The 11,159-nt window shown below is 74.9% G+C and carries 14 protein-coding genes; 4 read left to right on the forward strand and 10 right to left on the reverse strand.

Translation table 11 applies throughout. From position 1 onward, the window contains the following. Window positions 1-2: 2 nt before the first annotated feature. Together dnaJ and hrcA are read right to left on the reverse strand one after the other, a co-directional pair. Window positions 3-1,133 (reverse strand): molecular chaperone DnaJ, encoded by a 1,131-nt coding sequence (dnaJ, locus tag A6V29_RS19550; protein ID WP_137161845.1) that lies wholly within the window; start codon window positions 1,131-1,133, stop codon window positions 3-5. Window positions 1,134-1,147: 14 nt separating this feature from the next. Then, window positions 1,148-2,149 carry a heat-inducible transcriptional repressor HrcA gene (gene hrcA / locus A6V29_RS19555; RefSeq protein WP_137161846.1) on the reverse strand — a complete coding sequence of 334 codons (1,002 nt, stop codon included), beginning with the start codon at window positions 2,147-2,149 and terminating at the stop codon, window positions 1,148-1,150. 263 nt (window positions 2,150-2,412) lie between these two features. On the opposite strand from hrcA, the gene A6V29_RS19560 reads away from it, so the two are divergent. After that, window positions 2,413-2,838, forward strand: coding sequence for a type II toxin-antitoxin system VapB family antitoxin (locus tag A6V29_RS19560; RefSeq protein ID WP_502700120.1), 426 nt, complete (start codon window positions 2,413-2,415; stop codon window positions 2,836-2,838). Between the two features lie 12 nt (window positions 2,839-2,850). On the opposite strand, the gene A6V29_RS19565 is transcribed toward A6V29_RS19560, so the two are convergent. The 5 genes from A6V29_RS19565 to hemW all read right to left on the reverse strand — a co-directional run bounded on the left by A6V29_RS19565 (window position 2,851) and on the right by hemW (window position 7,424). Continuing rightward, window positions 2,851-4,200 carry a DUF2254 domain-containing protein gene (locus A6V29_RS19565; RefSeq protein ID WP_137161847.1) on the reverse strand — a complete coding sequence of 450 codons (1,350 nt, stop codon included), beginning with the start codon at window positions 4,198-4,200 and terminating at the stop codon, window positions 2,851-2,853. A 2-nt stretch (window positions 4,201-4,202) separates the two neighbouring features. Beyond that, the gene (locus A6V29_RS19570; RefSeq protein ID WP_137161848.1) at window positions 4,203-5,450 is read right to left on the reverse strand and encodes an NAD(P)/FAD-dependent oxidoreductase; all 1,248 of its coding nucleotides are present in this window, start codon (window positions 5,448-5,450) and stop codon (window positions 4,203-4,205) included. 36 nt (window positions 5,451-5,486) lie between these two features. Further along, the gene (locus A6V29_RS19575) at window positions 5,487-5,795 is read right to left on the reverse strand and encodes a TraR/DksA family transcriptional regulator (protein WP_137161849.1); all 309 of its coding nucleotides are present in this window, start codon (window positions 5,793-5,795) and stop codon (window positions 5,487-5,489) included. Between the two features lie 120 nt (window positions 5,796-5,915). Beyond that, window positions 5,916-6,098, reverse strand: coding sequence for a hypothetical protein (locus A6V29_RS19580; RefSeq protein WP_137161850.1), 183 nt, complete (start codon window positions 6,096-6,098; stop codon window positions 5,916-5,918). 105 nt (window positions 6,099-6,203) lie between these two features. Further along, window positions 6,204-7,424 carry a radical SAM family heme chaperone HemW gene (hemW, locus tag A6V29_RS19585; protein ID WP_137161851.1) on the reverse strand — a complete coding sequence of 407 codons (1,221 nt, stop codon included), beginning with the start codon at window positions 7,422-7,424 and terminating at the stop codon, window positions 6,204-6,206. A 41-nt stretch (window positions 7,425-7,465) separates the two neighbouring features. On the opposite strand from hemW, the gene A6V29_RS19590 reads away from it, so the two are divergent. Then, a complete protein-coding gene (locus A6V29_RS19590) occupies window positions 7,466-8,245 on the forward strand; it encodes an enoyl-CoA hydratase-related protein (RefSeq protein WP_137161852.1) in 780 nt (259 codons plus the stop codon). Window positions 8,246-8,247: 2 nt separating this feature from the next. Here A6V29_RS19590 and A6V29_RS19595 read toward each other — a convergent pair whose 3' ends face one another. Next, window positions 8,248-8,871 (reverse strand): maleylpyruvate isomerase family mycothiol-dependent enzyme, encoded by a 624-nt coding sequence (locus A6V29_RS19595; RefSeq protein WP_137161853.1) that lies wholly within the window; start codon window positions 8,869-8,871, stop codon window positions 8,248-8,250. Window positions 8,872-8,973: 102 nt separating this feature from the next. On the opposite strand from A6V29_RS19595, the gene A6V29_RS19600 reads away from it, so the two are divergent. Beyond that, the gene (locus A6V29_RS19600; protein WP_212719650.1) at window positions 8,974-9,414 is read left to right on the forward strand and encodes a MarR family winged helix-turn-helix transcriptional regulator; all 441 of its coding nucleotides are present in this window, start codon (window positions 8,974-8,976) and stop codon (window positions 9,412-9,414) included. Here the strand turns inward: A6V29_RS19600 and A6V29_RS19605 are convergent. Further along, complete coding sequence (locus A6V29_RS19605; RefSeq protein ID WP_137161854.1) at window positions 9,405-10,067, reverse strand: TetR/AcrR family transcriptional regulator; 663 nt, start codon at window positions 10,065-10,067, stop codon at window positions 9,405-9,407. The genes A6V29_RS19600 and A6V29_RS19605 overlap by 10 nt on opposite strands. Before the next feature lie 59 nt (window positions 10,068-10,126). On the opposite strand from A6V29_RS19605, the gene A6V29_RS19610 reads away from it, so the two are divergent. Then, window positions 10,127-10,429 (forward strand): hypothetical protein, encoded by a 303-nt coding sequence (locus A6V29_RS19610; protein WP_137161855.1) that lies wholly within the window; start codon window positions 10,127-10,129, stop codon window positions 10,427-10,429. 3 nt (window positions 10,430-10,432) lie between these two features. On the opposite strand, the gene A6V29_RS19615 is transcribed toward A6V29_RS19610, so the two are convergent. Continuing rightward, window positions 10,433-11,159, reverse strand: a 727-nt coding sequence (locus A6V29_RS19615) for a SelB domain-containing protein (protein WP_170977972.1), incomplete at its 5' end; no start/stop codon positions are given.

Consider the following 11,159-nt stretch of genomic DNA (forward strand, 5'->3'; position numbering starts at 1 on the left):
GGTCAGCGCCCGTGGAAGGCGTCGCGCACCCGGGAGAACAACCCGCCCTGCGCGTCGCGGTTCGACTGCGGCTGGTCCTCGCCGCGCAGCGCGGCGAGCTCGCGCATCAGCTTCTCCTGCTCGGCGTCGAGCCTGGTGGGGGTGACGACGTCGACGTGCACCACGAGGTCGCCGCGGCCGGTGCCGCGCAACCGGGGCACGCCGTGCGCCCGGAGGGTGATGCGGCTGCCCGACTGGGTGCCCGCCGCGACGTCCAGCTCCTCCTCGCCGTCGAGGGTCGTGAGGTTCAGCGTCGTGCCCAGCGCGGCCGACGTCATGGGCAGCGTGACGCGGCAGTGCAGGTCCTCGCCGTCACGGGTGAAGACGTCGTGCGGCCGCTCGTGGATCTCCACGTACAGGTCGCCGGCCGGGCCACCGCCCGGACCCACCTCTCCCTGACCGGACAGCCGGATCCGCATGCCGTCCTCGACTCCGGCGGGCACCTTCACCGAGATCGTGCGGCGGGACCGCACGCGGCCGTCACCCGAGCACTTGGGGCACGGCTGCGGGATGACCTGGCCGGTGCCCGAGCAGGTCGGGCAGGTGCGGCTGGAGACGACCTGCCCGAGGAAGCTGCGCTGGACGCTCTGCACCTCCCCCCGACCCGAGCAGGTGGAGCAGGTGCTCACGTGGGTCCCGGGCGCGGTCCCGGCACCGGCGCACTGGTCGCACAGCACGGCGGTGTCGACGGTCAGCTCCTTCACCGTCCCGAAGACCGCCTCGTCGAGGTCCAGTTCGATCGGGATCAGCGCGTCCCGCCCGGCCCGCGTGCGGCTGCGGGGGCCACGGGTGGTGGCCCCGCCGAAGAAGGCGTCCATGATGTCGCCGAGGCCGCCGAAGCCGGCGCCGCCGAAACCGCCGCCCGCGCCGTTCCCGGTGTCGAACGGATCGCCCCCGAGGTCGACGATGCGCCGCTTCTCCGGGTCGGTCAGCGCCTCGTAGGCGCGGGTGACCTCCTGGAAGCGCTCCTTGGCCTCGGGGTCGGGGTTGACGTCGGGATGCAGGTCCCGCGCCAGCCGCCGGTACGCGCGCTTGATGTCGGCGTCGCTGGCGTCGCGGGCCAGGCCCAGCACGCCGAAGTAGTCGGTTGCCATCGAGAAGTTCGTCCTCAGCTCTCGGCCAGGATCTGGCCGACGTAGCGGGCCACGGCGCGGACCGCGGCCATGTTCGTGGGGTAGTCCATGCGGGTGGGGCCGACGATGCCCAGCCCGCCGAGCGCCCGGTCGGGAGCGCCGTAGCCGACGCTCACCAGGGACGCCCCGGTCAGCGCCTCGTGGGAGTTCTCCTCGCCGATGCGGACCATGACGGTGCCTGCCTCGACCTCGCTGATCAGCTTCAGCACGACGACCTGCTCCTCCAGCGCCTCGAGGAGGGGCCGCACCGTGCCGTGGAAGTCCAGCGCGTTGCCGCGCGCCAGGTTCGCCGTCCCACCGATGACCAGGCGGTCCTCACCGGGCTCGACGAGGGTCTCGAGCAGCGTGGCGCTGATCGTGGCGACCAGGCCGCGGAGGTGCTGCGGAGCTGTCTCCAGCAGGTCGGGCACCTTGTTCCCGGCCTCGGTGAGCTTGACGCCGCTGAAGGCGGAGTTGAGCACGGTCCGCAGCTCGGCGACCGCCTCGGCGTCGATCTCGGCCGGGCAGTCGACGACCCGCTGCTCCACGCGTCCGGTGTCGGTGATGAGCACCAGCATGAGCCGGGCAGCGGCCACCTGCACCACCTCGAGGTGGCGCACCGCGCTGCGCGACAACGTGGGGTACTGCACGACCGCGACCTGCCGGGTCAGCTGGGCCAGCAGCCGGACGGTGCGGCCCAGCACGTCGTGCAGGTCGACGGCGCCGTCCAGGAACCGCTCGATGGCCCGCTTCTCGGCCACCGACAGCGGCTTGACCGCCGACAGCCGGTCGACGAACAAGCGGTAGCCCTTGTCGGTGGGAACCCGCCCGGCGCTGGTGTGCGGCTGGGTGATGTATCCCTGCTCCTCCAGCACCGCCATGTCGTTGCGGATGGTGGCCGGGGAGACGCCGAGATCGTGCCGGTCGGCCAGCGCCTTGCTGCCCACCGGATCGTTGGTCGAGACGTAGTCCTGCACGATGGCCCGAAGGACATCCATGCGGCGTTCGTCGTGCGCCACGAGATCCCTCCCCGTACCGGTCGACCCACCGTGCCGGCCACTCCGGCGAGGCCTTCCACGACTGTGTGCGGGACGACCCGCCTGCTGGCACTCGCACAGCCGGAGTGCCAGCCCAGCATACGGGACGATCGGGCCTCGGCCCCACCACGCGCGGGCGCCGGGCGGGCCCCTCCGGGCCCCGCCGGGCGTGTGCCGCCCGATGGTCCGGAAAGCCGCGACGGCGGCCCCGCGGGGCCGATAAGGTGGACCGGGTCCGGCGCCCCCGACGGACAGGAAGCGGAGGTCGTGTCCTGATCTTCAAGGCAGTTCGAGACGGGCGCCCGTATCCGGACCACGGTCTGTCCACGCGGGACTGGGCGATGATCCCGCCCCGGCAGGTGCGGATGGACACGCTGACCACCACGAAGAAGGAGCTCGCGCTCGACGCGCTCCTCGCCGACGACTCGACCTTCTACGGCGATCTGTTCCCGCACGCCGTCCTGTGGCACGGCGAGCTCTACCTCGAGGACGGGCTGCACCGCGCCCTGCGCGCAGCGCTCCAGCAGCGCAACGTCATCCACGTGCGGGTGCTCGACCTCGATGCGCTGAGCCCGGTCCAGGCGCCGTCCGGTCCCGCGACCGCCGCCATCCCGGCGCAGCCTCCGGTCCCCGGCCCGCGCCGCAGCTGACGGTCCGCCTGCTCAGGCGGACGGTCCCGCCCCACCGCGGCCCGTGTGGTCGGCCGGGTCCACCTGGGCCTCCGCCACCTCGCGCAGGTGCGCGACGTCCTCGACGTGCAGGTCGGGATCGCCTTCGACCATGTCCAGCAGCAGGCGCAGCTGCCTGCGCAGTTCCGGCAGCGCCTCGGTGCGGCCGGCCTCCTCCAGGTGCAGCACGAGCATGCGGAGGACGCGGGCCAGCGCGGCCACCACCTGGGGCTGCGAGCCGGCCGTCTGCCGGAGCTGCTCGAACCCGTGGACCACGTACTCCTCGGCGCTGAGCTCCCACGGCCGCACCAGGCGACGCCCCTCGGCCCCCTCGACGACAGGTTGCGGCAGCTCGGCCACGAGCACGCGGCGCAGCAGGCTGCCGATCCGCAGGACCACCTCCACCGCCGTGGTGGGGTCGTTGATCGCCGGGCTCAGCGCGCGCAGCCCGATGTCGACCAGCTGGCGCAGGGCGAAGTCGACGTCGTCCTGCATGGTGCGCACGTGGCCCACCAGGACGCTCGCCTGCACGTCCGCCAGGACCCGGTCGGGCCGGTCCGGCGGGGGCCAGACGTGCGCCAGGGGCTCCCCCTGGTGGATGTAGGCGCCGACGCGGGTCTCGAGACGCAGGGTGCTCCGCGGGGGCACCGCGGCCAGCAGCCGGTCGGTGGGCGCCTGGGTGACCCAGCCGTCCGTGGTCGCCGGCACCGCGAGCGCCGCCTCATCGGGGAACGGCGCCGGCCCGGGCACCGGACGTTCCGCGGCCGTCCGGCGGACGACGGCGGCGAGCACGTGCTCGGCCTCGCCGGTGATCCGCCGCACCACCTCGCCCACCTGCATGCCGTGCGCCAGGTGATCCAGGTAGGCGACGATCAGCAGCACGGTGACGACGGTGAGGACGACGGCCACCGTGACCGGGATGGGCGCCGCGGTGTGCGACTCCGAGCCGCTCACCACCCGCAGGGTCAGGACGCAGTAGACGAAGGTGGCGACGAGCGCTCCGATGACAACCTGGGCCAGCCGGTCGCGGATGAACGAGCGCATGACCCGGGGCGAGAACTGGCTGCTGGCCAGCTGGAGGCTGACGACCGTCAGCGAGAAGACCACGCCGGCGGTGGTGATCATGGCGCCGGCCACCGTGCTGAGCAGCCAGGTCGCCGTGTTGTTGCTCATGTGCAGCGTGAACGGAGGATCGCCCCCCTCGCCGGTCCAGCGGTCGGCGAGGCGGGTCACCTCCGCCAGCAGGACGCCGCCCACGACGATGAGCGCAGGGAGCAGGAGCAGGCTCTCGCGGAAGCGGTAGCCGATCGCGGCGACGTGGAGGCCCGTTCGAGGCCGGGACACGCTCAGCGCAGGGGGTCGAACGGCCGGAGCATGCCGGGAGTCTCGCCCTCGAGCACCGTCTCGGCAACGAGCCGGCCGGTGATCGGACCGAGGGCGATCCCCCACATCCCGTGCCCGCCGGCCACGAAGACCCGGTCGGAGCGGGTACGGCCGAGCAGCGGCAGGCCGTCGCCGGTCACCGGGCGCGAGCCGACCCACTCGTCGTGCCGGTCGTCCAGGTCCGCGCCGGTCAGCAGGGGGCGGACCGCCTCGACGACGGCGTCGATCCGCCGCGCGTCCAGCGGGTCCTCGGGCCGGCAGAACTCCATCATCCCGGCGACCCGCAGCCGGTCGCCCAGCGGCGTGCAGGCCACCCGCTGGGTCGGGAAGTACAGCGGTCCGGACGGCAGTCGGTCGACCGGGACGCTGAAGCTGTAGCCGCGCCCGGCCTGGACCACCCGACGGACGCCGAACCGCTCGGCCAGCCGCCCCAGCCAGGCGCCGGTGGCCAGCACGACGGCGTCGTGCCGGTGCTCACCCGCCGCGGTCACCACCCGGACGCCGTCGGCCTCCGCGCGGACGTCGAGGACCGTGCAGCGCTCGGCCAGCGTGCCGCCGCGGGCACGCACGGACCGGCCGAGCGCGTCGAGGAACTGCGGCGGGTGGATGAACCGCTGCCCGTGCAGCCGCACCGCGGCCCCGACCTCGGCGGTCAGCGCCGGCTCCAGGGCCCGCACCTCGTCGCCGGTCAGCAGGTCGAAGCGGACGTCGTCCTGCCCCTCGTCGCGGATCGCGCGCAGCTCCGCGACGAGGGGCTCGCGCTCCTCCTCGCTGCGGAAGCAGGCGAGGAAGGGATCGGCCGGGTGGGTCGGCGCGGTCACGCCGCCGGCGGCGAGCACGTCGAACGCCTCCAGCGCCCTGTCGTTCAGCGGCGCGTAGGCGGCCATCCCGCGCCGCCAGCGCCCCGGGGTGCTGTGCCGGACGAACGAGCCGAGGAAGCGCGCGAGCGACGGTCCGGCTGCCCGCGGCGGGACGTAGACGGGTGACCGCGGGCTGAGCACCGCCCGCAGCCCGTACCGCAGGACGGCCGGTTCGGGCAGCGGGGCGGTGAGGCTCGGGGTCAGCCAGCCGGCGTTCCCCCAGGAGGCACCCGCGCCGACGTGGTCACGCTCGTAGACGGTGACCTCGGCGCCCGCCTCCTGCAGGAACCATGCGGTCGACAGACCGACCATGCCACCGCCGACGACGGCGACCGACCGGCGCGCAGTCATGCCGCCCCCTCTGCTCCCTGCCGCACGGGGCGGACGTCAGCTGCAGGCGACGCAGCTGCGCGCCATCGGCCGGAACTCCAGCCGCTCCTGCGGGATCGCCTTGCCGCACTCGGTGCAGGAGCCGTAGGTGCCGGCGTCGATGCGGGCGAGCGCCGCGTCGATCTCCTCGATGGTGTCCTGCAGGTCGGCGCTGCGGCGGAGGGCGACCGGGTCGGGCACCGAGGTGGCGCACTCGGCCAGGGCCTGCTCGCGCTGCTGGACGCAGTCGGCGCGCTGCTCTTCGAGCTGCGCACGGATGCTGCTCCAGTCGGCGGTGCGGGTGGTGGAGTCGAGCGTGCTGGACATGGGGTCCTCCTCGGACGAGGTATGGGACTGCGAGAGTCGGGAGAGAGCCGCCGAAGCGAGAAAAGACGCGGCACCGGTGTGGAGCGCGTCAGGACGGGGTGGGCACGACCCGGGTGCGGGTCAGGCTGCCTGCGGCGGGGCCCGGTCCTGGCTGCGGCGGAGTACGTCGAGGCCGCGGAGGCCGCGAGCGCGGCGGTTCATGACCAGGGCGACCAGCATGCCGCCGCTGAGGGCGGGCGCCGGCGCCGTGGCCGGATGGCCCGGCGGGGAGTCCACGGTCCAGCGGGACGTGTGCGTCTGCACCGCTGACCACCTCCTCCGCCGGACCGGCGCGTGCCGGTACCGGACCTTAGCCCAGAAACGTGTGCGAGATCTCGCTCTTGTGGGTGAACGCGGCCCCGCGTCCACTTAGTCCGCGAGGTCCCTGACCACCGCGTCGGCGAGCAGCCGGCCCGCGTCGGTGAGCACCGCGAATCCGTGATCGTACGCGTCGGCGACGAGCAGGCCCCTCGCGACGGCTCGCTCGGCGCGGCCCCGCCCGCCGGCCGAGAGGGCGGTGAGCGGGAGTCCGTCGCGCAGCCGCAGCCCGAGCATCACGGTCTCCAGGGCCCGGTCGGCGTCGTCGAGGAGCTCGGCGTCGGCGTGCGGGCTCTCCCCCCGGGCCAGCCGGTCGGCGTACGCGGCGGGGTGCTTGACGTTCCACCAGCGCAGGCCGCCGACGTGGCTGTGCGCCCCGGGGCCGATCCCCCACCAGTTCGCGCTCGCCCAGTACAGCTCGTTGTGCCGGCAGCGGGCACTGTCGGAGGTCGCCCAGTTGGACACCTCGTACCACTCGAAGCCGGCGCGCCGGAGGGTCGCGTCGGCCTGCTCGTAGCGGTCGGCGAGCACGTCGTCGTCGGGCATCGGCAGCTCCCCGCGGCGGATCCGCCGCGCCAGCCGGGTGCCCTCCTCCACGATGAGGGCGTAGGCGCTGACGTGGTCCACCGGCGAGGCGAGGACGGCGTCCAGCGAGGCGGCCCAGTCGGCGTCGGTCTCGCCGGGCGTGCCGTAGATCAGGTCCAGGTTGACGTGCTCGAAGCCGGCGGCGCGGGCGTCGTGCGCGGCCTGCACGGCGCGTCCCGGGGTGTGCCTGCGGTCCAGGACGGCCAGCACGTGCTCGGCGGCCGACTGCATCCCCAGGCTCACCCGCGTGAAGCCCGCCTCGCGCAGCCGCGCCAGGTAGCCGCGGTCGACGGTCTCGGGGTTGGCCTCGGTCGTGACCTCGACGTCGGGGGCGACGGGGAAGAGGCGGCGGATCTCGTCCAGGACGGCGGTCAGGTCCTCGGCCGGCAGCAGGGTCGGGGTGCCGCCACCGACGAACACCGTGGAGACGGTCGGCAGGTCGGGGCCCAGGACCGCCGCGGCCCGGCGGAGCTCGGCGATCGCCGTCCCGGCGTACTCCGCCCGCGCGGCGCCCGGGCCCAGCTCCTCGGAGGTGTAGGTGTTGAAGTCGCAGTACCCGCAGCGGGTCGCGCAGAAGGGCACGTGCACGTAGAGCCCGAACGGCGTGCCCGGCAGTTCGGCGCGCGCGGACTCCGGCAGCTCGAGCGGCGGCGCGCTCGGCTCGACCAGGGGCAGGACGGTGTTCATCTGCTCCCAGTGTGCCGCGCTCCGCGCCGCGACCGGGCAGGATGCCGGGCGTGACCACTGACCGCGTCGTGCAGGTGGCCGTCTCCGGCGGCGTCGCCACGATCACCCTGGACTCCCCCGCCAACCGCAACGCGCTCTCCCGGGCCCTGCGCGCGCAGCTGCGCTCGGCGCTGGAGGACGCGCTGGCCGACGACGCCGTGCGGGCCGTCACGCTCGACCACACCGGGCGCGTCTTCTGCTCCGGGATGGATCTCGCCGAGGCCGCCGGGGGCTCGTCGGAGGAGCAGGGGGTCAACGAGTTCCCCCGGCTCCTGGAGCTCATCTGGACCTCGCCCAAGCCCGTGGTCGCCGTCGTCCGCGGTCCGGCCCGGGCCGGCGGGGTCGGCCTGGTGGCGGCCTGCGACGTCGTCGTGGCGGCGTCGTCGGCCAGCTTCGCCTTCTCGGAGGTGCGGCTGGGCCTGGTGCCCGCGATCATCTCCGCCGTCGTGCTGCCGCGGATGACCCCGCACGTCGTGCACCGGCTGATGCTGACCGGCGAGGTGTTCGACGCCGCGACGGCCGCGGCCGGCGGCCTGGTCGACGTCGTCGCCGGCGACGACGAGGTGGACGCGGTGCTCGCCGGGCAGCTGGCGGCGCTGACCGCCGGCGCCCCCGTGGCGCTGGCCGAGACGAAGCGGCTGCTCCGGGCGCGCCAGCCGGACCTGGAGTTCGGCGAGCTGCTCCGGCTCTCCGCCCGGTTCTTCGCGAGCGAGGAGGGCCAGGAGGGGATCGCCTCCTTCCGCGAGAAGCGCCCGGCCCGCTGGGTGCCCGCGCGCGACTGAGATCAGGCCAGCCGCGCCGCCCCCGGGCCGGCGAGCTGGTCCCGGACGGCCGCCGTCCGGCCGGTGAGGACCATGAGCAGGGCCTGGACCGGGCCCTCGACCAGCTCGCCGTCGCCCACGGCCCAGTCGGTGTCGCAGGCCACCAGACGCACCCCGGCCACCCGCGGGAACGTCGCCGACATCGGCCAGCGCATCGTCCACACCCGGGTGGCCGCCGCCGCGGCGGCGTCGACCGGCATCGCGCGGGGTCTCCCGAGCGGGACGGCGATGTCCTGACCGTGGACCAGGACGTCGAGCAGCGGCTCCAGCGGGGACAGGCCCGGGACCTTCCGGCGCGAGCCGGCCATGGCGCGGATCTGCTCGACGAGGCGCTCCGGCGGGAGCTCGGCGTGCCGGACGGCGGCGTCGTGGATCATCCGCGGCATCCGGCCGCCGGCCCGGATCAGGTCCAGCGCCGCCCGGCCGGCGCCGGTGTGCGCGAGCGCCAGGTGCGCCGCGACGTCCCGCACGCGCCACCCCTCGGCCAGCGACGGGTGCTCCCATTCGGCGCGAGCGAGGTCGGCGAGCAGGTCGGCGAGGTCCAGCCGCTCGCGGTCGATGGTCGCCCAGACGGCATCGACGGGCATGGTGCTGCTCGACAGCGATCCCATGAGGTGCCCCTCGGGAGCTAGTACGATGACCGAACCAAAATAGTTCGATGTCCTGACCGTCGTCAAGAAGGGATCCGTGTGGCCGAGGCCGCCGAGCTCAATCTCGGGCTGCTGCTGTTCATCCCGCACCGGGCGATGGAGAACCGCATCTTCGCCGCGCTGACGGAGGCCGGCTTCGACGACTTCACCCTGGCGCAGGCCCGGGTCATGCAGCGGATCGGGCCGCACGGCACCCGCCTCACCGAGCTCGCGGAGGCGGCACAGGTGACCAAGCAGACCGCGAGCCACCTGGTCGACCAGCTCGAGCGCACCGGCTACGTGCGTCGGACCCCGGACCCGACCGATGCGCGCGCCCGGCTCGTCCGGCTGGCCGAGCGCGGACTCGCCGCCCAGCCGATCGCCGCAGCCGTGGTCGCCGAGGTGGAGGCCGAGTGGCGGGCGCACCTGGGCGAGCGTCGCTGGCGGCAGCTGCGCGAGGCGCTCGCGAGCCTGCGCGAGATCACCGACCCCTACCGCTGACCGGGCTCCCGGAGCAGCAGCCGTCCCCACGCGTCCTCGAGCCAGTCGCGGAAGCGCTCGGACGACCACCCGCGGGCGCCGACGAGCAGGGCGCGGTACTCGGCGGCGTTCGTGCTCCAGAGGATGTCGGCGACCTCGTCGTCGGTGAGGTCCGGACGCAGCTCCCCGGTCGCGCGCAGATCGGCGGCGAGCAGCCGCATGTTGGCAGCCCGCCGGGCGTCGATCTCCGCTCGCAGGGCGGCGCAGTCGCGATCACCCACCGCCGCCTCGGCGAGCGCGGCGTGGACCGGGGCCAGCCGCTCCCCGATCTCCCCGACCGCGACCGCGTGGATCCGGAGCATCTCGCGCGCCGACCCGGCGGCACGGACGCGGGCGACGTAGTCGCGCTGCAGCGCCGGGACGGCGTGGTCGCTGCCGGAGAGGCTGGTCTCGACGAGCTCGCGGAGGAGCTGCGGCTTCCGGCCCGCGGCGGCGTAGACGGTGTCGACCGCGACGCCGGCCCGCTCGGCGATCGCCGCGATCGACGTCGCCGCGTACCCGCGCTCGGTGAACAGCTCGCGCGCGGCCCGCAGGACCGCCGCCCGGGTCGCCGCCGCCTGCTCCGCGCGGACGGCCGAGACGTAGCGCCGCGGCCCCTTGACGGCGTCGGCCATGCGGAGAACGCTAGCAGAATCCGTCCGAAGGCAGTTCGGACCGATTCGAGGAGACCGTCATGGTCTACGCCTGGACGCAGGACCTCCCCATCGACGCCGAGTTCTACGGCCGCATCACCGACGCCCTCGGGGACGCCCCCCTGGACGGCCTGCTCCTGCACCTCTGCGTGCAGAACCCGGCCGGCGGGCTGCGCTACATCGACGTCTGGGAGAGCAAGGAGCACTGCGACCGCGCCTTCGACGAGCGCATCCACCCGGCGGTCGACGCCGCCTTCGGCGGGGCTCGGCCGCCGGTGGAGCCGACGCGCGACCTCCTCGAGGTGGTGGACGTCCGGGGCGCCGTCACCGGCGTCCGGGCCTGACGCTCAGCGCAGCCGGCGGGTGTTGTCCGGCAGCCGCGCGGTGACGCCCCGGGCGTCGAGCCACTCCATCAGCGGGACGGCGACCCGCCGGGTCGTCCCCCACGCCTGGCGCGCCTGGCTCACGGTGAACGGCTGCTCGAGCCCCGCGAGCCGGGTGCGGGCCGTCTCCGCGATGCCGGGAGCGAGGTAGACGCCGTCGGTGATCCGGACCAGCTGACCAGCGCGCACGGCGGCCGCCAGCTCCTTCGGCCCCAGCCCCGCGGCGGCCAGCTCCGGCGCCTCGGGGGCGGCGAAGGGGTCCGCCGCCAGCCGGGTCCGCACCCGGTCGACCGCGGCCTGGACCGCGGGCGGCAGCGTCGCCGCCGCATCGACCACCCGGCCGTCGCGCAGCGCGTGCGGAGCGCGGACCAGGGCGGGGACGAGGTCGGCGTCCGGGAGCTCCAGTGCCCGCCGGACCACCTCCACGGGCGGCCCGTCCTCCAGCGGCCGGAGCCGCCGGTAGCGGGCGACGACGTCGGGCACCCGCCCGGCGAGCTCCTCGGCGAGGCCGGCGGCCATCAGCCACGGCCCGTGCACGGTGGCGTCCTCGGGCACCGGCCAGCCCATCGCGGTGAAGTCCGCGGCCCGCACGATCCGCCGCCGGGCGAGGTCGGCCGCCGCTCCCACGGAGCCGCTCGGCTGGGCCGCGAGCGCCGCGGCGCGCTCCCTGGCTGCCCCCCGCCGGCGGAGC

Source organism: Blastococcus sp. CCUG 61487 (genome assembly GCF_005222955.1).
Taxonomy (GTDB): domain Bacteria; phylum Actinomycetota; class Actinomycetes; order Mycobacteriales; family Geodermatophilaceae; genus Blastococcus.